This is a genomic window from Anabaena sp. TISTR 8404 (assembly GCF_056847745.1).
In genome coordinates, this window is the sequence record NZ_CP180578.1 from 541,852 (window position 1) to 566,929 (window position 25,078).

Consider the following 25,078-nt stretch of genomic DNA (forward strand, 5'->3'; position numbering starts at 1 on the left):
TACGGGGGTTTAGCTCAGTTGGTAGAGCGCCTGCTTTGCAAGCAGGATGTCAGCGGTTCGAGTCCGCTAACCTCCACTGGTTATTGTTTTATGTTCCAGAAGCAGAGGTCTAACATAACTAGCACTTCTGGCAATTTTGGCTGACCTATTTCTTGATTGATAGTCCTTGCTTGAATTCTCAAGAATGCATTAACTGTATAAACATACAGCAGGGAACAGGTAACACTTCAATAAGCCCTTCTCCTGTCGGAGACGCTGCGCGTAGCTTGCTTCTCCGAAGGGGTACGGCTACGCTCAAGACAAGCGAGCGTGCATCGCAGGGGACAGGGAACAGGCTTGAAAGTCTTTTGTTACATAACTTTTTGATTAAAACTTGTACCTCATTCACCTGCAATCTGCTGTAAATGGAATTGTTGTTAAATCTGGATGGTTTTGTCGTGCTTAATCAGTTTAAAAACTTGATTATAGCGCCTGAAAATTGTCCATACTTTCTTCATAATTTTGCCACAACTTTGTCAATAGAAAGTGTGATCCTTAAGTACTGAGTTAAGTAATACTATCGTCTAGAAGTAATAGTCTCGACAGGAATTATCTTTAGGCAATAACTATTACAATAAAACTCCTTAACTGAAAATCTCTACATTATTGGGAGAAGAAATATGAATTGGAAATTACTTGCCTTGATCCCATTTTTAACTTTAGCTACTGCTTTACCTGGTTATTCTCAGAATAATCCTAAAACTCATAATACTACTAGTTCTAGCCAACTAGCTCAAAATCATCGAACAGGCGATGCAATGAAAAAGCCGAATGGCGACGCAATGGCAAAGCCGAATGGCGACGCAATGGCAAAGCCGAATGGCGACGCAATGAAAAAGCCGACTACAGAGAAAAAGCTGAATGTAGTACAAAAGCCTAAAGTAGTGAAAAAGCCCAATGCTGTAGTGAAGCATAGCTCTGTACTTACTATAGGTAGTAAAGGAGAAGCAGTTAAAAATGCACAGAGTTTTTTAAAGCAGCAAGGCTTCTATACTGGAACTGTAAATGGTGTTTTTGATAAACAAACACGTTTAGCAGTAATTAAATTCCAAAAGTCTAAAGGGCTAAAAGCAGATGGAATTATTGGCAGTCGTACTTTGACTGCTATGAAGTAAAGTAATTTACTAGTGGGAAACAGGGATGTTTTATTTATTTTGGCTAAACCGTACAAATTTAAGCCAACAACTAGAACTTTCCCTGTCCCAGCCTCTTTTTTTGATTAGTCTTTACTAATTTATATTTAATAATTATTTCAGATTTAGAAATGAGGCTAAGAAAATTAGCCGTTGTTAGTAGGTAAGTTTTACTCTCTCAACTCTAGCTACTAGCCTCAATCATATGTACTTTAATTCAATGGCTCAATAATGGTTCGCAAACCATTGCTTGTGAGTGTTTTTAAAATTTCATCAGCGTTAGACTTATTGCTAAATACTCCGGCTTGCATAACTTTGCGCCCTTGCCAGATTGTAGAAAATGCACCAGGGGCCACAAATCGTACTAATTCCTGTTCTCTTTCGTTTGCGACTTCGACGATGACGCGGTAACGTGTGCCTCTGGCAGGCTGTAAATAGCTTTGATTGTAAGCAGTTGTATTAGTTTGTGGAACTGGTACTTTTCGCAAATTGCGCGTATCACCAAGGGGAACATTACCGTTGGGAACTGGTAAAAGGGCTGCATTAGTTGGAGAATTAACTTCTCTGCTAGGTATAGTTAAGGCTGATGCTTGGCCTCGACTGGGTAATGTTGCAGCTGGTTGGATAACAGCATCAGGTGCGGCAAATTCAATGGTATTAGTATCAATATGCACATAATTTAACTGTGGCGATGCTGGTTGCAGAACTGGCAGTGATGTTGTTTTAGCTGTGGGAGTAGCTGGAGTATTTGTTGGTGCTTGTGTTCCTACTAAGCTGCTGGGTACAGGAAAGCCACCAGGGGGAGGAGTAAGTTGTTGAGAAGATTTTTTGGGTGCAATGGGTTTGGCGGGTAATGTTGTGACTGGATTAGGAGTTTTCGGAACTTCGGTGGCAGAAAAGGTGATTTCTTGATTAACAGGAATTGCCGAGACGGTTGTATTAGGTGTAGTTGGTTGAGAATTATCTGCAACAGAAGTAGTTTGAGCGCTAAGATCTACTTTGCCCGCCAGTCTGTTGCTACTTAAAGTATTTCCGGTGGCGACGATCGCTTGTTGGGCTGTACTGGCATTTATATCATAGCGAGTATTATTCCGAAATTCGTTACCTCCAGGTTCCGTAGCATTACCTAAGTCTGGCATTGCTTGGGCGATCGCAACTAAACCATCTTCTTTACTACCCTCAATTAAATTATTGCGGACAATCGGACGTGCTTTTCCTTGGACTAAAATTCCAGCACGATTATTTTGAATTTGATTAGCTGTAACTATAGGAGTCGCATTTTGGGTAATATTTACCCCAAAACCTGTTTCTTGAAAAATATTTTCCTGTACCTTGGCCTGAGAAGTGCCACTCAGGGTGATACCATTCGCTCCATTCCGATAAAAATAATTTTTACTAATTGTGGGTGCGCCATTACCACTAACAGCCACACCATCTTGAGTATTTCCAGTAAAAGTATTTTCTGAAATCACAGGATTGCTTGATTCAATCCACAAACCATAACCACGGGGATTGGCATTAGTGACAGTCACCCCTTTTAACTCAGCTTGATTTGCACCAACAATCGTCACATTTTGCCCACCAAAGCTGCGACTTAGGTATACGCCACCTCCCTGAATTGTGATTCCACTACCCTTGTTAGTTGTATCTCCTTGGATAGAAATTCCAGAGCGTAGTATTAAGGGAAACATTTCTCCGGTTTCTGTACTGTAATTACCAGGAGCCAGCATAATTACTGTATTACCTTTAGCAATTTGTAAAGCTTGGGTAATAGTTTTAAAGGGTGTGCGATCGCTACCATTGCCTGTAGTGTCATCTCCGATACTTGGGTTGACAAACAGTACATTAACCTGAGAAAGTGTTCTTTCACCCAGGGGCATTTGATCTGGTATAGATGGCACCTGAGCAACGGCACTACCGTTAATCGCCATCAAAGTTAAGCCTGCCACTCCCATACCAAGCGTACAAAGCAACAGTGAGTAACCAAAAGCTACAGGTAGAACTAAGCCCAAAAATGGATGTGGTTGATCAAGGGTTATTAGCTTGAGCGCCAGTCTACGATGTTGACCAGACACATTGGGGGAAACCATTTTTACAAAACTCCTGAGAAATAACAATAAAGTCTTATACCCTGAGACAGTAATATGTCGATAATGTTACCCACAATATTGACCTATTGGCTATTTTGAAGACAAAGTAATTAATGAAGGAAGTAGGGACTGTCAAGGATGAAGGCTAGAAGCTGAATGAAGGATGAAATTACCCTCCGGGAAGCCACCCAAATGGTGTCAACATCTTTCATACTTCATACTTCATACTTCACACTTTCCTCTTCTTAATACCTCTTGCTTAGTAAATTAACGATGCTAAACACATTGCACATATGAAAGAGGCTGACTATTATGAAAGCACTAATGGAGTTGTGGTAATGGTCGAGCCGTATAGCCAAAAAGAGCAAATACAGCAAGTTGTTTACCGCATATTAGATGCTAATTTAGACCGCGCTCGTGAAGGTCTACGAATCATCGAGGAGTGGTGTCGTTTTGGTTTGAATAATGCCCAGTTAGCAGGGGAATGCAAATACCTGCGACAAGAGTTAGCTAAATGGCACACAGCAGAAATCCGGGCGGCACGAGATACACTAGGAGATGCTGGCACTGATTTGTCGCACCCTCAAGAAGAACAACGCTCTGGGATTAAGTCGTTGTTGCAAGCTAACTTTTGCCGTGTTGAAGAAGCATTGCGAGTGCTGGAAGAATACGGCAAGCTATATAGCGCAAATATGGGGAAAGCTTTTAAGCAAATGCGCTATCGGGTTTACACCCTAGAAAGTAATTTGATGGGTTATCAGCGCCATCAGTTATTGTGGCGATCGCATTTATATTTAGTGACATCTCCGTCAGAAACTTTGTTAGCAACGGTAGAATCTGCCCTCAAAGGCGGATTGACTTTGGTACAGTACCGCGATAAAAATTCTGATGATACTGTGCGGCTAGAACAAGCAACAAAACTGCGGCAGCTATGTCATGCTTATGGCGCACTGTTTATGATGAACGATCGCGTAGACTTGGCCTTAGCAGTAGATGCCGATGGTGTACATCTGGGACAACAAGATATGCCCATTGCTATGGCTCGGCAATTATTGGGGCCACAACGGATAATTGGTCGTTCCACCACTAATTCGGAAGAAATGCAAAGAGCAATTACCGAAGGTGCAGATTATATCGGTGTCGGCCCGGTTTACGAAACTCCGACAAAAGCAGGTAAAGCAGCAGCAGGCTTAGAATATGTCAGGTACGCTGCCCAAAATAGCCCTATACCCTGGTTTGCCATTGGCGGCATTGATGCCAATAATATCAATGATGTCATTGATGCAGGTGCAGAAAGGGTGGCGGTAGTGCGATCGCTCATGCAAGCAGAACAGCCTACTTTAGTCACTCAATACTTGCTGTCTCAGTTAAAGCGTGTCAAACCACAACCAGAAGTCATTCAAAATTAAACTTACTCAGCACTCAGCACTCAGCACTCAGCACTTATGTCCGAGCAAATTACCCTTCAGGTGAATGGGGAAACCCGCAGCTGTCCATCTCCATCGTTCTTACCCGATGTATTGCAACAATTGGGTTTCAATCCGCGCTTAGTAGCGGTGGAGTATAACGGGGAAATTTTACATCGCCAATTTTGGTCACAAACTATCTTACAGCCAGGCGATCGCTTGGAAGTAGTTACCATTGTCGGCGGTGGTTAATTTTCTTGATAAAGCATCCGGTGAAGAGTTTTGCGTCTAGCTAATTCTTTACCTTTGCGACCGAGTTGTTCACGCAATTGTTGATCTTGACACAAGCGCTTAAAGGCTTGGAAAACTTCGTGTCCAGATTTCGGGTTAACCAATATCCCATTTTCTTCGTGACTTACTACCTCAATCACAGAACCTAAACGAGAAGCAATTACAGGCTTACCAAAGTAACTTGCTTCTAGATATGCAACACCAAAACCATCAATAAATCTAGCTTTGGGATCATTCAAAGTCAGCATGGCAAAAATATCACAAGCCGCATAGTAGCCTGCTAACTCGCTATCAGGTACTTGACCAGCAAAGTGTACCCTCTGGTCTACCCGCAAGCGCTGCGCTAGAGTTTTCAGTTCTCCTTCACAAGCACCTTGACCACAGAGTATGTAGTGAACATCTACCCCAATAGTCAGCAATAATGGTAGATTCTCAATCACCCGCTCAAAGCTTTTATGTTTGACCAGTCGTCCAACAGAAAGAATGACAACTGCTGTTTCGGGAATGTTGTAAGTCTGACGCACCCGCACTCGTAAGTCATCAAGATTGTTGTGATTTGCACCAACACTATATTTCTCTGGTCTGACCACAGGATGAATTACGTGGGTAGGAGTTTGGAGGCGGAAAGTGTTTCTGAGATAATCTCTTGTAAAGGCGCTGTTACAAACAATGCCTGTGGCGCGTGACAATGTTAATTTAAAGAGCGATCGCCCTACTGGGTTGCCTAATACAGTGCGAATATCATGACCATGCAGATAAATAAAAAAGCGGATAGGTAACAAATAGCTCAATAATAACAGCGAAGGAAAATCGTAGCTGTGTCCCCATTCTATATAACGATAGTGATAGCGAAAATAAAGTTTGATTGCCAGTACAAACGACCAAACTAAATTAATCAACGGCTTGAGGAGATTTCCCAAAAATCCTCCTAGCCAATATTGAGAAGTAGGCCAGCGATAGATAGGGAACTGTTGAGTTTCATCAAATTTTTTATCACCTGCACAACTAGCCGCTAAAACAATAATCCGCTCTGGATCTTGAAGACAACGATTATAAATATATTCACCAATAACCGCTTCTTTTGGTAAAAATAGACGTGATATTACTAAAATATCTGGACATGAGGTTTTTTCTCTAATATTTGTTGCTAGTTGAGAAATATGTTCCATGTTAACTTTGGTAACTTCAAATGAAAAAAAAATTTAATTGTGCATACTAAATTTAAGCCAAACCGCTGCTAGTAAGTTAGCTGTAACCAATGATAGTTAGCCACTGATTATCGCTCTTGTTTGTTAATGTTGTTGTCAGCCAAAATTTACCCTCAGTCTGAATATTCCAACAAAGTTAAATCATCGCTTAATAGTAGTTTTGTGTACCAATAACTTACTGAAGTTGGACAAAGCAAACTCCACTAATCTACATTGTTTTGGTAACAAATTTGCTCTGCATCGAGTGCTATTTCCACTATAAGTGGAATCGCAATTTATTTCTATCTTGTCATGGTGGGATAAAATGTCAGGTATGCGCTTAATTTTCACCCTGAGAACATTTTAGCCAATCGAAATTGTCAAAAAGCGAAGCGGAATTTACTTGTAGCAGTTTGTACTTTGTAATAGGTAGAACAATTTTGGCATTCTGTTACAGAAGTTTTGCGCATTTGTCGGTTAGCCAAATTCCAAATTTGGATTGTATTCAGCGCCAAATAGCTATATTTTTTGTCAAATTTGTTTACAAATTGTAATTATTGTAGACTGATGAACAATATTGACATTCTGTAAGAATTCAGGAGTCAGAATAGTTAAATAATCAGCAGAATATTTGAGAATGAAGAAGAAATAAATCAGTAACCGCAGATTCAATCTCTTACCCATTCTGACCCTTCGACTAAGCTCAGCGACCACCTGGATGCTGAATTCTTACGACATTCTTCATGTCCACTTTGTAGTAACAGGCTGAGATAAACCTCATTCTCAATTCCTCTTTGTTGAGTGAATGTATTACCAAGCTTTAACAAATATTTTAAAACAATCAGTATAGAGATTTGATTGTCATTTATGTGAAGTGTTTGTTAATTATATATTTTGGTAACAATTGACGCAATTTCGGAAATTTAGATTAAAAAATCCTTAGTGAAAGACCGATAATTATAGCTGAACAAACTGCAAGTGAAAGCTACAGAAAATACTAAAAATACCTAGACACGTTAGTTTAACTTATATGATGCGGTATGGGCAGCCAAAATGCCAAAGAGTTTTTCAATAGAAACTATAGATGTTTAGATAGGGAAATGCTCGGTTGTGAGGAATAGGCATAACCTGATTTAGGTCTCAAAGCTATATAGAAAGACAGTTCTGATTCAGAATTCAAAATTCTGCTGCAACAACATCTGGCCTTCTACCTTTCGCCTGATTTTACGGCAAATATTAATTGATCCCAAAGTTCCTACTATCCAGCATAAGTTCCAAGGTACGGTAATCTACTACAGAAATCCCCCCTGCGTCTGCTGTGTACCTAGGATAAGACGCGGTAAATTGAAGATGTAGCAACAATTAATGATGTTACAAAAAGCTACTGCCAATTAAATACTCGCTTACTAGTCGCGGGCTGGCATCAGCTATATACCGCAGAAATCCTACTAGCATAGGATGCAATCATCAGCAATAAAATTTTTCAAGCGACTGTGTTATGCGTAAAAAACTACAACAAACCATCAAACCACTGTTAAAAACTTTTTTTGTCCTCAGTCTGGTGTTAGCTTTAGCGCTAGGTCATGCTGATGGAGCATTAGCTGCCCGCAGTGGTGGTCGTATTGGCGGCGGTTCTTTTAGAGTACCTTCAAGCCGCACCTACACACCGCGTACCTACGCGCCTCCTGGTGGCGGTGGATATTATGCTCCTTATCCTGGCGGTGGTTTTGGCTTTCCTTTCCTCATTCCTTTTTGGGGTATTGGCGGCGGATTTGGCGGTCTGTTTACGATTTTAATTTTTATTGCGATCGCTAATTTCTTAGTTCAAAGTTTCCGCCGTGCAGGTAGTGGTGAAGTTGAAGAAGTCGGTTACGGTAGCAACCCCAATGTTTCTGTAACTCGTTTGCAAGTTGGTTTGTTAGCTCAAGCTCGTGATTTGCAACCGGAACTCAACAAAATTGCCGAACTTGCTGATACCAACTCTCCTGAAGGTAGAGCGGCCGTGATGCAAGAAACTAGTCTTGCTTTACTCCGCCATCCAGAATACTGGGTATATGCAGGCGGTGGCACACAACAAGCTAAATTGAGTTCTGCTGAGGGTCAATTTAACCGGTTAGCATTAGCAGAACGCAGCAAATTTAGCGAAGAAACACTTTCTAACGTTAATAACCAACTAAAAGCGGCTCTTGCTAAAGAAGCTTTACCTTCTAGTGGTGAACTCGACAATCCAACTCGTCTAATTAGCGAAGGCCCTGGGGAATATATTATCGTTACCTTGTTGGCAGCAACCCTAGGCAAGTTTGAAATTCCAGCTATCAATACCACAGAAGATTTACGTCAAGCTTTGCGTCAAATTGGTGGCATTCCCGGTGAGCAACTGTTAGCAATTGAAGTTTTATGGACTCCCCAAGCTGAAGGTGATACCCTCACATCCGATGATTTGTTAGCAGAATATCCTGATTTGAAACTGGTGTAATAGAATCACAATAATTGCATTAAAAAACCCGCCCATGATGCTTAATCCATTCGTGTAGGCGGGTTTTTTAATTGGTATTAGCTCTTGCTTTTGAAAGAATCCAACCACTCTTTGACTTGTTCGCGGGCAATATCCCGGCCGCCAAGACCAAAAGCTAGGGCAATAGCAACAGCGATCGCACCGAGTAACAATCCAAATGCTAAATTGACAATATCGCTGGCAACACCAATTTGTTGTAATGCCATAGCCGAAACTAAAGTAATAATAGAAATTCTGGCTACTTGAGCTAAAATTTTAGCTTGGCGATCGCCGGAACTGCTAATCAAACTAAAAGCCAAATTTGCCAAGAACAAACCTACAGCAAACACAATTAATCCTGCCAAAATCCGCCCCAAAATAATTAAAATGCCAGTGACTAATGTTGTCAGGGCAGGAATATTTAGAATATTAACTGCTGCCACTGTGGCGAATAACATAATGCCGACTAAAGTAATAATGCCAGCAATTTCTGATGGTGTGCGGAGTGGTGTTAGGGGTTCGGTTTCTGCATACATTTCATGTCTAGCAGGTGATGGTAAACCGAGTGCCACAAAAATATTATTAAAGCCTAAACTAGTCAAAATGCTAGTGACTAAATCTGCAACAAAGCGTCCGATAAAAAAGGCAACAATTAAGATGGCTGCGGCTGTAAAAACAGCAGGTAAAGTATTTAGAATCTGTTGCAGCATGGTAATTGCTGGCACAGATATAGCTTCAATTTTTAAAGCATTAAGAGCAGCGATCGCTACAGGAATCAAAATTAAAACATAAACAATTGTGCCGATAATTGTCGATAACGGCTGCACACCCGCAGCCGAAGATAGTCCAAACCGACTACCTAAATAATCGATGCCAGTTGTTGCTAAAAGGTTAGTAACAATCCGACGGACAATATTAGCTAAAAACCAGCCCAACACCGCAATTAAAATTGCCGCCAAAATATTGGGTAAGATTGAGAGAATTTCGGTAATCAGTGCTTGTACTGGTAAAAGAGCCTGCCTGAGTCCGAGAGTATCAAGAACTGGGACGAGAAACAGTAAAAAGATAAACCAATATAAAGCATTAGCGATCGTCTCACTTAAAGAAATGCGATCGAGGCTAATGTTATCTTCAGGAGATGCTTGATTTAAACGCTCATCTAGCTTGAGTGCCTGTAATCCTCGCAAAGTTACAATTTTGACAATACTTGCTAAAACCCAAGCAACTCCTAACAGAACTCCCGCACCCACCACTTTTGGCAAAAAGCCAATCAGTTGGTCAAGAAAACTATTGAGTGGACGAGAAGCCACCTCTAGTCCTAGCGCTTGTAAGACAGCCACTACAGTCAGTAAAATGATGCTCCAAAACACCAAACTAGAGATTAACTTCTCTACTTGGGGAACATCCCTGCGTCCCGTCACTCCTGCGGCAATGCGATTATCTATGTTTGTCCGATTCAAGATGCTTCGAGTAACTGCGGCAACGCTGGCAGCAATCAGTATACCTACCAACAAAATTGCGGCTGCTCCTAGCAATCGTGGTGTATACAGAATCACTTGTTGCCCAATTCCTTGCAGTTCCGCAAGCCCTTGGTTTACGCTCGGTTGATTTAGTGGCAGGTTAGGTGATTGCCCTAAAAATTGCTGCCTTTTCATCGACAAACCCATGTCTATCAACCGGATTATTCCTGGCCAAGTTGTGTTCATGGTTTTCTGGAATTAAGGTTATGTGTTCGCTAAAAATACTTGTCAACTCAGTAGAGTAAATTTGATGGTGCAAAATTAGACTCTAGTAAGTTCACGCGGATTTTGCGTATCAATTTACCAGTAAATATGTATAGCTAACTGATTGATAGGCTAATTTGTTACAAATAAAAAAATAATTTGAATTTTCTCTATGGATTTTTTTGAGTGAAAATACAGTTAAGCTATGAGGCTTTTAAATTACACGCTCACTCATCAGGTTCGGTAAATGCTGACGGTTAACAGTCAACAGCCAATGGGAAAAAATATGCAAGTTTAGATGGGTAATAGCTTATCTGTCACATAAATGTAGCTTGCAGACGACAGCAAATTTTGGGTTAATCTAAGGGCAGCGACAGGATGAACCATTTGGCATGACACAAATATTTGAACAATCAATTCAAATTAACGCCACAGCTGCGGTTGTAGAGCGCTGTATTACCGATTTAGCGCTGATGCACCGCTGGCTGAATCCTGCGCTACGTTGCGAACCTGTGAGTGAAGTTTGGAGTACAGAGATCGGTAGTCAAAGTCGCTTTGTCATTCAAATTCCGCTGGTTCAGCCAACTTTGAAGAGTGTTGTAGTAGAACGACAACCAGGTTTAGTTGTTTGGGAATTTCAGGGATTTTTTCAAGGACGCGATCGCTGGGAATGTCAGCCAGTAGAAAAGGGAACGCGTTTATTAAATCGCTTTGAATTCGATATTCCTAACCCCATAGTAAGTTGGGGATTCAACAATTTTGCAGCTTCTTGGACAAAGGAAGATATGCAAGCTCAACTGCGTCGCCTCAAACGTGTTGCGGAAGAAGTACAAATTAGTCAATAGTCAATTGTCTTGTGTCATTTGTTATTGTTTCTTATATTCAAATACTTAAACCAAATAACTTAAATCCAAGTAAATACTCTCAGTAATTACGTAATATTGAGTTTTTATGTCTTTGTTTATCCTTCCTTAACTCCGTACTCTCTCATCTGTTGATTACGCAAATGCGCTGATGATCAAATTGCCCATCTTCATAAATTCAGCAGAATCACGGTTACATTGAATTGGGGTTCTGATCAAAACTGCCAATATCCAGTTTATGAGGGTGCAACTATGACAAGCCCTGCGATGAGATTTATTAGAGTCAATCTGGAAATGGCAAAAGAAGTTGCCCACAAATGGGAACAAGCTTCATATAGTCAAACCAGCGCTTACTGTTTGGATATTTTAAAAGAACTAGGATTTCCTAGTGCTGAACTTCCGGTGAACTTACAAACTCGTGAAGAACAGTTAAACTTCATCGCAGGCTTTGCTTCTTATGCTTTTGGGGAGGTACAAAATGTCCAAGGCGCTAGTTGATAACATTTTTAATGAGCCGGAATGGGCAGAAGAGACTGCTGTACCAGCAACAGACGGAGAATTATTGCTGTTAACCGAAAAAATTTCTAGTTTTGATATTCCCATTCAGGTTTTTTTACAAGCTGTGGCGATCGCTGCTTACGATTGTGCCTCAGCTTTCCGTTACGCTGATAATTATTTAACAAATCACAAGAAGAATAAACGTAAAAAACTACGCCTGTTCCAGCCTTTGCATGATTTTGATAACAATTGAAGTAAATTTCTTCCCACTCTTTGCCCCTTCACGATGCTCGTGCAAGGGGTTTTGTTTTTTAAGCAAACAATAATACAACAGAAGTTAGGAGTCTGAATTCAGAATCAAAATTCTAGAGAAAACCAAGTTGCAGTCAAAGATAGCCAATTAAGGTGGGAGTGGAGAGTAAGCAGTAATACCGTTTCATTTTAAGTTTGATACAAATAGACTGCAAGGGAGCAGGGCGCAGGGATAAAGAGTAAACAACCAATGAATTTGTATCAGGATTTTCGTGAAATGGTGTAAGAAGACTATTTCTGATTGCAACTTAGTACAAAAATATATATTCCTGTTTTATTAGTCTGAAATTACCCAATTCTTGAAAGCCTTTTTGAGCTTTAGTTTTCACTTTTTAATGGAGCGCAATAAATTTGTCTGACAGTATCGCTTTTAAGCATCAAGCAATTACTGCTAAACGCATCTATGTTTAATCCGCTTTGATTTAGCTGGTTATTACTAACTCTCAGGAACACTTTTATTAATAAACCTGACCAGACAATAACAAATATTATCAATAGAATATTTGTTAATTTTATCCCAAGGGAATTATCTTCAGAGTTTACTGGCTTTGACTGAACACATACCAGCTTTGGTGACCAGAAATGGTCATCAAAATCATAATAACTCATTTGCTAGTTCCTCTCAATATCAAGGTTTTACTTTTGGAGAAAAATACTTTAGTTATCCAGCAAAATTTTCCAATAGATTAGAATTCAAAGCACACTGATAAATAGTAAAATATCCTGATGAATTATTGATTAATAGCAATTTTTATCCAGATTGAATTATTCTGAATTTTGAATTCAGATTTTTGACTATTATCCTGTGCCTTGGTAATCAGCTAAATTTGAAAATGCTGTTTGCTCACTTATGAAATTGATTTTGCCCAGCACTTAAGTAAGCCATAATCTTACTTAAGTAATAGCCTAAGCACATCAGTAATAATCAGTATTTTGCCTATTTTGCTTAAAAATCAGTGAATTTAACAGATGAACATTAAATTCATCGTGCAACTCAATAGGCAAACAGGATAACTTAATATTTCATAACAATTAATAATTTGCTCAAGATTTAGGATGTGTTTGTGAGCTTTGACAACTACATCTCTAGAATTATTGCTGATTTGTGGACATAAGTTTTTCAATGATGATTTTCGGAATTATAAATATGTTGAATAGCTAATATGAGTGCATCTAGCATTGCTTCATAACTAGCATCTGTTGAACGATTGAGCGTCATCAATTCTGATTGTTCTCGGATAATAAAGCCGTAAATCGCTGCATTGACCATTCGCATGACATCAATGAAAGCATCATTGTCTAATGTGTACAATTGCAGTGATTTTTTTAATATCCTCAGAGAATCCTGAATAATTGCAGCTTCTTCAGGGTCGGATGGCTGCATCTGATACTCCATCATAACTTTATAAAGTGCGGGATGCCCTTTGGCAAAATTACGAGTTGCTCGTGCGCCTGTACGGAGTAGTAGGTGAGGCTCAGTAATTCCTTCCATTCGTTGTTGGCAATCTCTGAGATACTTTCGCCAAATTGTCAAGGCTACGGCTCGTCGCAGTCCGGTATTACCATCAAGATGTTTGTATATGGCAGGGGGCTTAATACCTAACTCCCGTGCTACTCGATTTACTCCTAAGGCTGATTCTCCTTCTTGATCGATACAGGCGATCGCAGTATCAATTACATCTTGTCGTGTTAGAGATTTTTCTTTCGGAGGACGACCCATAAACTAATTTAGTTAATACAATTAACTTTATGCAAAACTACCAGTTTACTATCTATGAGTAGCCTAACGTTTGCCCCAGCGTCTGCTCTGGCACAAATGATTCGGAATCGGGAAGTGTCAGTTGTTGAAGTTATCAATGCTTACTTAAATCAAATTGCTCAACACAACAGTAAGCTGAATGCAGTTTGTACACTCAATGAAGATAATGCTCTGATCAGAGCAAAGCTGGCTGACGAAGCTTTAAGCCGAGGCGAAAACTGGGGAGTTTTACATGGAGTACCCATCACTATTAAAGATATTTTTGAAACAGAAGGATTACTGACAACCGCAGGCTACATTCCCCTCAAAGATTATGTGCCGCAACAAGATGCCACTGTTGTAGCCAGGCTACGGCAAGCAGGAGCAATCATCTTGGGAAAAACAAATATGGCAGAACTAGCTGGTGATTATCAAAGCACTAATTCCCTTTTCCCACGAGTCAACAATCCTTGGAATCTAGACTACACTGCTGGCGGAAGTTCTGGAGGTAGTGCAGCAGCTGTAGCAGCAGGGCTGTCAGCATTAGATTTAGGCAACGATTTTGCAGGTTCAGTGCGTCAGCCTGCTCATTTCTGTGGCGTATATGGTTTGAAACCTACTGATCGGCGGATTTCTACAGCCGGTCAAATTCCGGAAGTGCCTGGAATGCCAATATGTCTGCGGCAAATGATGACGGTGGGTTGTTTTGGGCGATCGCTCGCAGATATCCGTTTGTGTTTAGAGTTAATTGCAGGTGCTGATATTCGCCGTCCGGATGTGCCACCAATTCCTTTCGTTACCCCTTGTGCTAAGTCTTGGCAGAATCTGAAAATTGCCTGGATTGATGAATGGATAGAGGTTCCCGTCGCATCCGAAATTAGAAATGCCATGAGAGCGATCGCCCACAAGCTTTCTCAAGCAGGTGTGCAAATAGAACACTGGTTGCCGAAAAATTTTGACTTATCAAAAATACTCAACCTGTATGGGCGGATGGCTGCATACATTAACATCTACGCTCAACCAGTAGATCGATACAATTTGCGTCGGAGTTGGCAGCAGATTTTTCGCACTGCTACCCAAGGCGATAAAGAACTGCGGAAGTTAGGAGATTTCAGCCGTGTCCTTCCAGAACTATTAAACCCCCGCCTGAAAGGATATTTTGCAGCACTTACCGAACGCGATCGCTTTACTGCCGAAATCGATGAGGCATTAGAACCTTGGGATGTATGGCTAACACCAGTTGCAGCTACTCCAGCTTTTACTCATCGTCCTGCCTGGAGTGCTATTGACATTGATGGTAGATCCTACCCTCATGCAGTAGCAAACGGAGCTTACACCATGCCATTTAATCTGAGTGGACATCCCGCTGTGGTAATTCCAATTGGACAAACTGCAAATAATTTACCGATTGGAATGCAAATTGTGGGCAAGCGGTGGCGTGAAATAGAATTGTTAGCGATCGCCCAGCAGCTTGATCAACTAATCAATGCTTTCCAACACCCATCTGGTTATGGCTTATTGACTGTTGACTGTTAAAAGTCAATCCGAAAAAATTTTATTATCTATAACTAAACTATCTAGCTTGCCGACTGCTATTTGATTACTCTTTGATAAAACCATTGTAAATAGCACCCCAAAATTAGGTAAAATGTAGTGCCACTGCGCCAGCCTTTCTCATGACCTCATCTGCCTCGTTTGACACATTAGAGTCTCTGCAAGCCGATATCATTGAATTAATTGATCGCCTACCGACGTTAAAACATCGGCAATATATCCAGCAAGCACTTGCTACTATAATTCGCCTAGCTGATAGTGACATTGATCGTCTGGATTGGAAGATATTATCGGCTGCTTTAGCGGATATGGAGCGAGGTTTCGAGTTATTTTACAACTACCGCCATGTACGTAAAGTAACTATTTTTGGTTCTGCTCGCCTGTCACCAGAAACGCCAGAGTATCAAATGGCGCTGGAGTTTGGTCGCGCTGTTACTCAGTTAGGGTTCATGGTGATGACAGGTGGTGGCGGTGGTATTATGCAAGCGGGTCACGAAGGCGCTGGGAGAGAAAATTCCTTCGGTTTAAATATTCAGTTACCCTTTGAACAGCAAGCAAACCCAATTATTGAAGGTGATCCCAAGCTAATTCACTTTAAGTATTTCTTCACCCGCAAGCTGTTCCTGCTCAAAGAAAGTGATGCAGTTGCTTTATTTCCCGGTGGATTTGGCACTCAAGATGAGGCTTTTGAATGCATGACCTTGAGTCAAACGGGAAAATTTGGCCCTGTACCTTTAGTTTTAATTGACCATCCTGGTGGGGATTATTGGCGGTCTTGGAGCGATTATATCGATCAACAATTAGTACAGAAAGGACTGGTGAGTCCCGAAGATCCTAGCCTTTATACTGTGACAGATAACCTGGAAGTAGCTTGTAATGCCATCACCCGTTTTTACAAGGTTTATCACTCCAGCCGCTACGTTAGTAATCAATTGGTAATTCGTCTCAGTTGTGATTTATTAGATGCTGAGGTAGAACGACTGAACGCTGAGTTTAGCGACATCCTGGTCAAAGGAAAAATTGAAAAAAGTCAGGCATTGCCTCAAGAAGCTCAAGATGAAACTTCGGATTTACCTCGTTTAATTTTGCACTTTAATCAACGAGATTTAGGGCGTTTATATCAGATGATTGCCATGATTAATCAAATGGGTAGCCCTTCAGAAGAGGAAATAGCACATCCAGAAAGAAAGTAGTATCAAGATTGAATGATTAAAATTTGCGTCGCTTGCTATCCTTCGGAAAGTTGTGCAGAGGTTGTTTGCAAGTCTGCTGATTGTGAGGATGGCTAAAGAAATTAACGAAATACATAAATAAATTAAATTTCTGGCAATTAAGGCGATTTAAATATCATGCTAATAGGGATAGGGCAAAGTCTTATCCCTATACTAAAAACGAATATATTGCCAATCATGCAAGCTTATTTAAGGCTTGTTGAACTATTTTCCGAACAATTGAACTTTCATCTTTTAAGGATTGATTAAGTGGTTCCAATGCTAGTAAATTTCCTAAATTGCCTACAGCCAATGCTGCTGCACTGCGAACATTAGGATTTTCATCTTTGAGCATCTCAATTAGAGCATTTACAACCCTAGCATCGTCAATTTTTTCTAGAGCCTGAACCGCCTTTAAACGCACATCCGCATTTGTATCTTGCAAAATACTGATGAGAGGCTCAACTGCTTTTATATCGCCTCGTTCGCCAAGGGAGCCGATAGCAGCTGTGCGTAACAAGACATCTTCATCTGCTAATCCTAAAATTAACAAATCGACCATCAGCGGATCTGCGATATGAGTTATTGCTAGAAGTGTGTTGGCTCGAATTGGTCTTTCAGAATCTTGAAGCAACTGCGCTAGTATATCTATCAAATTTGGATGTTGACGTGTGAGGAGTGCTTCGATCACCATCTGTGTTGCTTGCAAGGATTCTCGCCAATCTGTCCTGCGTGCTTGTAAGATGCTTTCTTTATCCCTGAGAATTTCTAGAAAAATGTCTGTTGTTCTGGAATCATCCATTAGCTGTAAAGCATGAATTAGGGATAATTTGACGTGAGAGAAACTAAAATAATCTCTGAGATGATTACCATTGCTACGTAACACTTCAATCAGAGGTTCTATGGTTCTGATATCGGCAAACTTACCTAATGCTGAGGCGATCGCACCACAAGCAGTAGACTGATTCTCATCTCTCAATGCTTGAATGAGCGGTTCGATAGCTTTCGGATCTCCTAATTCTGCCAGCGCCCATGCGGCTTTGGCTCGCACAAAAAAGTCTGAGTCTTGCAAGCACTGAATTAGTGGTTCAAATGCTCTGGAATCTCCTAACTTTGCTAGTGATTCAATTGCATTTGTCCTGACTTCACTGGAGCGATCGCTTAAAGCTTGTAAAAGTGGCTCAACTGCTCTAATATCACCTAATTCACCTAACTTTTTCGCCGCTAGAGCATGACCAGCATTATCGTAAATTAGATTTTGTAAACCAATTACCAAAGGTTCAGCACCTACTTGTTCCGTCAAACCGAGATTCGCCAAATTATCTAACGTATTAGCAGCCATTCCTTGCAAGATACTAGCATCAGGACTCAACGGTACAGCCTGCAAAGCCTGAGTTAATTCTTCCAGCGCATTAGGATTGGACAAATCAACTTGGCTGGCGACTGTTGGCGGATAAGGATTGTAGGGTTCATTCGTAGTTGATTTTTCGACTCCACGATAGTTATACTTACGTTGAGTTTCCGCAACTCTTTGTTTGTCTTCCTCTATGTATCCTTCAGTATCAATATAATAAGCACCAGTTTCGTAACACTCTGCTGTCGTCAGCATCAAGTCTGTCAAACTATCCCAGCGAATTTCTTCAATACAACATTCTGGATCGATGAACCAAACAGGAGCAGTTTCTTCTCCCACAACAACAGCGTATCTATAATCACCATTAAAATCTAATATTGGTAGCCAGTGCGGATTCCACTCTGAATCCCAACTTAAAAAATTTGTATACCATTCTAAAGCCTCTTGTAAAGAAAGATAATTGTCATATTTAGGAATTACATAGCCATAACTCAAATTTCTGCAACCGTTATGCCACCCGTAGAACTCATATAATTCTTCTGGCAAGGAATAAGGAAAATTCTGGAGAATTGCGTCTATTTCTGCACGAGTTAGTCCTGGCGCTAAACTTAAGGCAAATTCTGGTTGATTTTTGACTAACCAAGTCTCAATCCGATCCAGCGCATCTGTTAAAAGTGACATAAAATCTCTAGTGACTTTATATATATAATTCCCCAACTAAAAAGACTACAACCTTTAATAAGAGAAACTGAATTATGGAGAATTAATTTGGAAATTTTTTAGCCTAAACTATGTAGGCGTTGCTATAAATATTAGTATTTGTTATTTACAGGAACACTAAAGTGAGAAATTAATTGTCAAGTCAAATAAGTAACAAACAAAAATTTATTCTACCTACTACCAGATTAGAAACAGACCAGTTATGATTACCCAATGCTGATTAGCATAAACAAAGTCTGTATAGTAGCACAGTAAATCAAACATCATATTTTAGAAATTGGGGAGTGAGAAATGCTGGAATTATTGAGTTCGGGTTTGGTTTCTCTGTGGCTGGAAATGGCTGGGGTGGAAATCAAGCCCTCTGATGCTTTGGAAGCATTGGCTGGGCAAGTAAACCCTGGCTTGGTTCTGGCTTCTGATCCGAATCCCACTGGGGTGAATACAGTACAACAATACTTACAAGAACTCATCAAATCTAAGTTAGTCACCCAAAATTTAGCCGAGAGTCAGGGAATTTGGTTACAGTCGGGGCCAATACTCATGGCTAATCATCAAGGTACGACACCGCTACCGGCGGCTTCTTTAACTAAGATTGCAACTTCTCTGGTTTCTTTGAAAACTTGGGGGCCAGATCACCAATTTGAAACTTTGATTGGGACTACAGGGCCAGTAGTCAACGGTGTATTGCAAGGTGATTTGGTAATAGCTGGTGGTGGCGACCCAATGTTTGTATGGGAAGAAGCGATCGCTCTTGGCAATACACTCAATAAAATGGGCATTAAGCAAGTCAAAGGCAATTTGCTAATTACAGGACATTTTGCCATGAATTTTCAGCGTCACCCGCTACTGGCTGGTCAAATGCTCAAGCAAGCGCTAAATCATAAAAGTTGGACTCGTCCAGCAAATTATATCTACTCCATCATGCCCAAAGGCACACCTAAGCCGGAAGTTGTGATTACAGGTACTGTCAAAGTTGCCGCCCAGCCGCCGCAACAAACTTTGCTGATACGTCACAAATCTTTGCCCTTGCGTCAATTGCTGAAGGAAATGAATGTTTACAGCAATAATGAAATGGCAGAAATGCTGGCAGAATCGGTAGGCGGTGCAGGTGTAGTGCAATCAACAGCAGCTTATCTGGCGAGAGTACCTGAGTCAGAAATTCAATTAATTAATGGTTCTGGACTTGGCCCGGAAAATCGCATTTCTCCCAGGGCTATTTGTGCAATGTTAATGGCAATTCAACAGCAAGCAGCAGCACACGACCTGAATTTGGCAGATTTGTTTCCGATGTCTGGATTTGATCATCGAGGAACAGTACACAGCAGACATATGCCAGTGGGTACTGTAATTAAAACTGGCACTCTCCGCGATGTGAGTTCTTTAGCTGGTGTTATGCCAACACGCGATCGCGGTTTAGTTTGGTTTGCTATCCTCAACCGTGGCCCCTTCGTTTCAAATTACCGCATAGAACAAGATAAATTCTTGCAAAGTCTAGTCAAACAATTAGATGTAGCTCCCGCAGTTCCTACCGCTATTACTCCGCACTCACCTGCTAATTCTTTACCTGAATTAGGCGCTACTAGTAGGAATGAAATTTTGTTTAGAGGTTAAGCTCTAGAAAACCGTAGAGCATCTTTTTTGCCTAATTACCTGTTATCTTCAACCAAGCAAAAATTTGCTCTACGGATAACTCTAAGTCAATTTCCTTTAGGCTGGGTAAGCGATCGCTCCTATTTGTCACATACCCAGCTAGTAAGATGGCATGTTTCCTTACAATCTATTAATAGTGGCGATCGCCCTATTAAATTACCAGAGACAAACCAGCTATCCTTCTTGACTCAGAAATGTTCATTTATTTTCAGTAACAGCCCATTCCACAAGTTTTTTGCCAAAAAGATAATTTTTGAACCATTGCTGTTGATTTGTTATTGCTGTTTTCAGATTTTTCAGTTTTTGTTGCTGAGCTTGGTCATTAATGTCTGCGGCTTTTTCTAAAGATAATGCTTTGGTATAGACTTGCTGAATTGTAGGTTCCATCGGATCGTGTGTACCACTTATGTAACCATCTTCTTGGTCTAGCTTCTCCCAAGCATGACCACCCTTCATCTGAGGCAAAGCAGTCACTTGTTGGATGAGTCCATCTACATTTTTGTTTCCAGATCCTCTATGAAGTTGATCAACATTTTCGCCACTTCTAACAAGATCTCCATGCTTGGAATTACCTCCTATTCTAATTTGCTGTAGTTGGCTGGCAAACTGAAGAGCTACATTTTTTTTCTTGAGATAATCAACAACCTCTTTGGGAGTATGTTCTAAACCACCTTGCGACCCGATTCCCCCGGAAGCAATGTAAGCATTAACTGTTCCAGAAATACCTTTAAGCTGGGTTTCCATATCGTTCAACATCCCATCAATTATCTTAGGAATGTCATTGTCCCCATCTATATGTGTGAGAGCATATATAGTTTCGCCGTCCTCGTTACTAGCAGACATCGCTAAGCCAGTGCAAGTTGCGGCTCCTGTTGTTACCAAGCCATTGATTTGATTAAAGCTTTTTGTCACATGATAATAACTTTGAGGCACGACTATATCATTAGCCATTGCATTTTTATCTTTTTCGCTTAAAGTGCTTTCCGTTTTGGCAGCTAGTTCACAGGCTTCTGCAAAATCTTCTTTGTTTGTAGCTGCTTTATATGCCTCATAGTCCTCATGTCCTTTAATTTTTGCCACCCTATTCAGAGCGGTTTTGATCATGTGCCACTTCAATTTATACTTCTTTTGAAACTCAGTTTCTTCCTCATCTGTAATTCTTTGAATTTGTTTTTCGGCTCTGCCAATAGATACTACTTCTCTGTTAATTCTTTGGCTATCTTCTGATTTTTGGACTTTTCCTGAGCCAGTTTGTTGCACTACATGAGTCAATTCATGAGCAATTAATTCCTGTCCACCTTTACTTCCAGGATCGTAGGTTCCTTGGCGAAAGAAAATATCTTGTCCTGTTGTAAATGCTTTTGCCTGAATTGATTGATTCATTTGGTCAGACTGAGTATCTGTATGAATTTTCACTTTACTAAAATCAGCCCCAAATGCCTGTTCCATCGGCTCTTTGATATTCTCTGCTAGTGTTTGCCCACCGCCTCTTGACCTTTGGATAGATGCTTCCAAATTTGGTGTTGCACTCGTTTCATCTGCATCTGAGAGAGGTTGTATTAAAGGTTTTTTTCTCAATGCCTCTTCTGGTTGCTGTTGCTGTGGCTGTACAGGTGGAGTTTGCGGTGCATTGATTCGCTGCACTATATCTGCTGCTTGTTTGTTAGCTTCTTGCTCATACTTATCACCTGGCTGACCAATGGTGAGCTTCATCTGTACTCTTGGTGGTGGTGGTGGTTGATAGCCAGGGGGAAAAATTGAGATATTAGCTAAGTTGTTACTAGATATTTCTGTTGTTTGTGATTGAGCTTGTAAATCGGGTATTTGCTCTGATTCTTCGGTTTGGGACTGGATGACAAAGCGACGGGGTGCGAATTGATTTACTGGTACATCAGAGTGATTTGCAGATGCTTTACCTGTATTGTGATGTCGCTTATACATTTTTCTCCTCCAGATATTTTTTGCCAGCACAGAAGCTACCGTAATTTTGCGTCAGAGGTATTGTAAAAATTTGGCACTATCTTACTGAAGAAAAATCGCGATCGCCACAATCGATATTATTGTTCATATAACAAGCAATTACTTTCAAAAACCCAAAGGATTTTTTCATTAACTATTTGTCATTTTTAGCCAACTAAAAATTTGTTCCACTGATATATTTAGATCAATGTCCTGTAGACTTTGTAAGCGATCGCCACTATTGATACTCTTGTTTACATAGATAGCGATCGCTCTGAAAATCGGAAAAATCTGTACTGCGGAACTAATGAAGTTTAGTTATTTCTCAAAAATATATTTTACATCGAATAGATACTCGTGTTTGTTGAAGTTGTGAGCGCGATCGCTATGAAATTCAAAGTAGTCAGTAACGTTTTCGCCGCTAGGAACTCCTGTTGCAGGCAAATCTTCATTCATCGTGACGTAAACGATATGACCTTCAATTGCAAATATATACTGTTTACCTTTTTTCAATGGAACTCTTAAATCTTTAAAAGCTTTTTTGCCTGAGAAAATTAGCTTAAATCCCCATTCATTCAAAAGTGCTGGACTAGTAACTGGTTCATCGTACTGAATCCCATGATTTATATAATAATAGTTGTGTAAAGCTTTATAGTAATCTAAATCATTTTTGAGACTTTGTTTCAACCCTAATTTGTTATCTAAATTAGTCCGATTTTGACCTTCACTCTTCACAATTGCAATTAAAGCACAAGCTTTGGTCGCATCGAATCCTGACGCTAAGTCATCAGGAGCTTTGACTAATTCTTCCGGGTTGATTATTAGTTTTTCTCTCTTATTACTAATCTTACCAGTCTGATTGCTAAGGGTTAATATAGTTATTGTATTTAATACTGATAATGAAGTTTCTAAACTACTTTTCCATTTATTACAGGTTTCTTGGTTTTCTGGTTTTTGTAAACCTTCCGGTACTATACCTTCGTCTACTAAAGTTTGAAATATTTCACTATTAGGGTTAACTTCTTTAATTCCATTGATATCAATGCCGCTAAGACTATTTAAATTATCTATTAGTTCTTTGTACAAGGGACTTTTGACATCACTAATCACATCTTTGAGTGTCTGTGTTCTTTCTTCTAGTGTTGTATTAAGCCAAGCATTAGGGACAAAAAGTTGACCGCTGTATTCATTAGCAACTAACCGTTGAATAATTGGGTGAGTGTCTGGCTTTTTTTCTGGACTTTGAGTGACAGAGTTTGGTGTTGCTATTTCATTGTTTAAATTTCGCTGCACGGCATTACCATTTTGCTGCACCACATGGGTTAATTCATGAGCAAGTAATTCTTGTCCCCCACGATTTCCTGGCTGATATTCTCCTTGACGAAAGAAAATATCTTGCCCTGTGGTGAAGGCTTTCGCTTGAATTGATTGATTTAACTGATCCGATTGAGCATCAGTGTGAACTTTCACTCCACTAAAATCAGCCCCAAATGCTTGTTCCATTGGGTGGCGGATATTTTCTGCTAGTGGCTGTCCGCTACTCCTAGCTTGTTGTATCGATTCTTCTAAATCTGGCGTTGCAGCCATACCACCCGCAATAGACAGACGCTGCACTATTGGTTTGGTTTGCAGTTTGTCTTCATCTTCTGTTGATTCCTGACGCTGAACTTTTGCGATTTCAGGTGCATTAATTCGCTGTACGATATCTGCTGCTAATTTGTCTGCTTCTTGCTCGTATTTGTCACCTGGCTGACCAATTGTCAGCTTCATTTGAATTCGAGTTGGTTGTGGCTGAGTGATACTTTTGGCAGATACGGATACTTTTGGCAAACTATTGCTAGATAGCTTTTTCTTATCTGATTTAGTTTGCACATCTGGCGTTTGGGTGTTGGTGATTTCCTCAACTTGGGGTTGGACGACAAAACGGCGTGGTGCGAATTGATTGGAGGTTGTTGTATCAGCAGAATTTCCGGCAGTCTTTTTTGTTTTATATTGTCTTGTGTACATTTATCCAACTCTCCAATCTTTTAAAGTGGTGGTTTGTCATCCAGACATATTCAGTATCAATATTGGAACTACCTTGAGAGATTAGTTAGCGATCGCCACTATTGATATTATTGTTCATAGTGTTTTGTACACTAGAGAAGAATTTGCTGGTGACATTTCGTAGAATCTCTTTCTATTTCTCTTTCTCTTTCTTTTTGTAGCTTTTTTTCTCTAACTCTTCTTCTAACTCTTCTTCTAACTCTTCCTCTAGCTCTTCTTCTAGTTTTAGCTCTAGCTCTTCCTCTTCCTCTTCTAGTTCTTCCTCTTCTTCTAGCTCTTCCTCTAGCTCTAGATCTTCATCTTCATCTTTCTTCTTCACTTTCTCTTTCTCTTTCTCTTTCTTAGCTTGTAGTGTTTTAGCCTTTTCTGAAGAAAGACTCTGCACCATTGGTTTGGTTTGCAGTTTTTCTTCATCGCCTGTTAATTCTTGACGTTGAACTTTGTCACTCTCAGGTGCATTAATTCGCTGCACCATATCTGCTGCTAGTTTGTCCGCTTCTTGTTCGTATTTGTCACCTGGCTGGCCGATGGTGAGCTTCCTCTGAATTCCGGGTGGCTGGGATTGAGTAACATTGCTGGCAAATACGGATATATTTTTCAGGTTATTGCCAAATTGCTTTTTCTTGTCTAATTGAGTCTGCAAATCAGGCGTTCGGTTGTTTGTTATTTCCTCATCTGGCTGGGCGACAAAGCGGCGTGGTGCGAATTGATTGGAGGTTGCTGTATCAGCAGAATTTCCAGCAGTCTTTTTTGTTTTATATTTTCTTGTGTACATTTACTCAACTCTCCCATCTTTTAAAGTAGTGGTT

At 40.4% G+C, this 25,078-nt stretch carries 18 protein-coding genes and 1 tRNA gene; 11 read left to right on the forward strand and 8 right to left on the reverse strand.

Annotated features, from left to right (window positions below; genetic code table 11):
• Nucleotides 1-3: 3 nt before the first annotated feature.
• Both ACMX3D_RS02430 and ACMX3D_RS02435 read left to right on the forward strand, forming a co-directional pair.
• Nucleotides 4-76, forward strand: a tRNA-Ala gene (locus ACMX3D_RS02430).
• 583 nt (nucleotides 77-659) lie between these two features.
• The gene (locus tag ACMX3D_RS02435) at nucleotides 660-1,154 is read left to right on the forward strand and encodes a peptidoglycan-binding domain-containing protein (protein ID WP_482749905.1); all 495 of its coding nucleotides are present in this window, start codon (nucleotides 660-662) and stop codon (nucleotides 1,152-1,154) included.
• A gap of 230 nt (nucleotides 1,155-1,384) precedes the next feature.
• On the opposite strand, the gene ACMX3D_RS02440 is transcribed toward ACMX3D_RS02435, so the two are convergent.
• Entirely contained in the window at nucleotides 1,385-3,262 is a 1,878-nt protein-coding gene (locus ACMX3D_RS02440; RefSeq protein ID WP_482749906.1) for a DUF1565 domain-containing protein, read from the reverse strand.
• A gap of 293 nt (nucleotides 3,263-3,555) precedes the next feature.
• Here ACMX3D_RS02440 and ACMX3D_RS02445 point away from each other — a divergent pair, with 293 nt between their 5' ends.
• Both ACMX3D_RS02445 and thiS read left to right on the forward strand, forming a co-directional pair.
• The gene (locus ACMX3D_RS02445; RefSeq protein ID WP_482749907.1) at nucleotides 3,556-4,671 is read left to right on the forward strand and encodes a thiamine phosphate synthase; all 1,116 of its coding nucleotides are present in this window, start codon (nucleotides 3,556-3,558) and stop codon (nucleotides 4,669-4,671) included.
• 36 nt (nucleotides 4,672-4,707) lie between these two features.
• The gene (thiS, locus tag ACMX3D_RS02450; RefSeq protein WP_482749908.1) at nucleotides 4,708-4,920 is read left to right on the forward strand and encodes a sulfur carrier protein ThiS; all 213 of its coding nucleotides are present in this window, start codon (nucleotides 4,708-4,710) and stop codon (nucleotides 4,918-4,920) included.
• Here the strand turns inward: thiS and ACMX3D_RS02455 are convergent.
• Complete coding sequence (locus ACMX3D_RS02455) at nucleotides 4,917-6,128, reverse strand: glycosyltransferase family 4 protein (RefSeq protein ID WP_482749909.1); 1,212 nt, start codon at nucleotides 6,126-6,128, stop codon at nucleotides 4,917-4,919. The two genes, thiS and ACMX3D_RS02455, sit on opposite strands and share 4 nt — an antisense overlap.
• Nucleotides 6,129-7,644: 1,516 nt before the next feature.
• On the opposite strand from ACMX3D_RS02455, the gene ACMX3D_RS02460 reads away from it, so the two are divergent.
• On the forward strand, nucleotides 7,645-8,622 hold the full coding sequence (locus tag ACMX3D_RS02460; RefSeq protein ID WP_482749910.1) for a DUF1517 domain-containing protein: 978 nt from the start codon (nucleotides 7,645-7,647) through the stop codon (nucleotides 8,620-8,622).
• Nucleotides 8,623-8,699: 77 nt separating this feature from the next.
• Here the strand turns inward: ACMX3D_RS02460 and ACMX3D_RS02465 are convergent, their stop codons facing one another.
• Nucleotides 8,700-10,346, reverse strand: a complete 1,647-nt coding sequence (locus tag ACMX3D_RS02465) for a mechanosensitive ion channel (protein ID WP_482749911.1) — start codon at nucleotides 10,344-10,346, stop codon at nucleotides 8,700-8,702.
• Between the two features lie 410 nt (nucleotides 10,347-10,756).
• Here ACMX3D_RS02465 and ACMX3D_RS02470 point away from each other — a divergent pair, with 410 nt between their 5' ends.
• The 3 genes from ACMX3D_RS02470 (at nucleotide 10,757) to ACMX3D_RS02480 (ending at nucleotide 11,978) form a co-directional block, all read left to right on the forward strand.
• Nucleotides 10,757-11,209, forward strand: coding sequence for an SRPBCC family protein (locus ACMX3D_RS02470; protein ID WP_482749912.1), 453 nt, complete (start codon nucleotides 10,757-10,759; stop codon nucleotides 11,207-11,209).
• A gap of 270 nt (nucleotides 11,210-11,479) precedes the next feature.
• Nucleotides 11,480-11,725: a hypothetical protein gene (locus ACMX3D_RS02475; protein ID WP_482749913.1), complete on the forward strand. Its 246-nt coding sequence runs from the start codon at nucleotides 11,480-11,482 to the stop codon at nucleotides 11,723-11,725.
• Nucleotides 11,706-11,978 (forward strand): hypothetical protein, encoded by a 273-nt coding sequence (locus tag ACMX3D_RS02480; protein ID WP_482749914.1) that lies wholly within the window; start codon nucleotides 11,706-11,708, stop codon nucleotides 11,976-11,978. Before ACMX3D_RS02475 ends, ACMX3D_RS02480 begins: the two co-directional genes overlap by 20 nt.
• 1,179 nt (nucleotides 11,979-13,157) lie before the next feature.
• Here the strand turns inward: ACMX3D_RS02480 and ACMX3D_RS02485 are convergent.
• Complete coding sequence (locus ACMX3D_RS02485; RefSeq protein WP_482749915.1) at nucleotides 13,158-13,757, reverse strand: TetR/AcrR family transcriptional regulator; 600 nt, start codon at nucleotides 13,755-13,757, stop codon at nucleotides 13,158-13,160.
• A 54-nt stretch (nucleotides 13,758-13,811) separates the two neighbouring features.
• On the opposite strand from ACMX3D_RS02485, the gene ACMX3D_RS02490 reads away from it, so the two are divergent.
• A complete protein-coding gene (locus ACMX3D_RS02490; protein WP_482749916.1) occupies nucleotides 13,812-15,311 on the forward strand; it encodes an amidase in 1,500 nt (499 codons plus the stop codon).
• A 140-nt stretch (nucleotides 15,312-15,451) separates the two neighbouring features.
• Complete coding sequence (locus ACMX3D_RS02495) at nucleotides 15,452-16,522, forward strand: LOG family protein (RefSeq protein ID WP_482749917.1); 1,071 nt, start codon at nucleotides 15,452-15,454, stop codon at nucleotides 16,520-16,522.
• A gap of 214 nt (nucleotides 16,523-16,736) precedes the next feature.
• Here the strand turns inward: ACMX3D_RS02495 and ACMX3D_RS02500 are convergent, their stop codons facing one another.
• On the reverse strand, nucleotides 16,737-18,575 hold the full coding sequence (locus tag ACMX3D_RS02500; RefSeq protein WP_482749918.1) for a HEAT repeat domain-containing protein: 1,839 nt from the start codon (nucleotides 18,573-18,575) through the stop codon (nucleotides 16,737-16,739).
• Nucleotides 18,576-18,905: 330 nt separating this feature from the next.
• Here ACMX3D_RS02500 and ACMX3D_RS02505 point away from each other — a divergent pair, with 330 nt between their 5' ends.
• On the forward strand, nucleotides 18,906-20,225 hold the full coding sequence (locus ACMX3D_RS02505) for a D-alanyl-D-alanine carboxypeptidase (RefSeq protein ID WP_482749919.1): 1,320 nt from the start codon (nucleotides 18,906-18,908) through the stop codon (nucleotides 20,223-20,225).
• Nucleotides 20,226-20,462: 237 nt separating this feature from the next.
• On the opposite strand, the gene ACMX3D_RS02510 is transcribed toward ACMX3D_RS02505, so the two are convergent.
• The 3 genes from ACMX3D_RS02510 to ACMX3D_RS02520 all read right to left on the reverse strand — a co-directional run bounded on the left by ACMX3D_RS02510 (nucleotide 20,463) and on the right by ACMX3D_RS02520 (nucleotide 25,044).
• The gene (locus ACMX3D_RS02510; RefSeq protein ID WP_482749920.1) at nucleotides 20,463-22,205 is read right to left on the reverse strand and encodes an eCIS core domain-containing protein; all 1,743 of its coding nucleotides are present in this window, start codon (nucleotides 22,203-22,205) and stop codon (nucleotides 20,463-20,465) included.
• A 336-nt stretch (nucleotides 22,206-22,541) separates the two neighbouring features.
• On the reverse strand, nucleotides 22,542-24,230 hold the full coding sequence (locus ACMX3D_RS02515; protein WP_482749921.1) for an eCIS core domain-containing protein: 1,689 nt from the start codon (nucleotides 24,228-24,230) through the stop codon (nucleotides 22,542-22,544).
• Between the two features lie 172 nt (nucleotides 24,231-24,402).
• Nucleotides 24,403-25,044 carry a hypothetical protein gene (locus ACMX3D_RS02520; RefSeq protein WP_482749922.1) on the reverse strand — a complete coding sequence of 214 codons (642 nt, stop codon included), beginning with the start codon at nucleotides 25,042-25,044 and terminating at the stop codon, nucleotides 24,403-24,405.
• Between the last annotated feature and the right edge of the window lie 34 nt (nucleotides 25,045-25,078).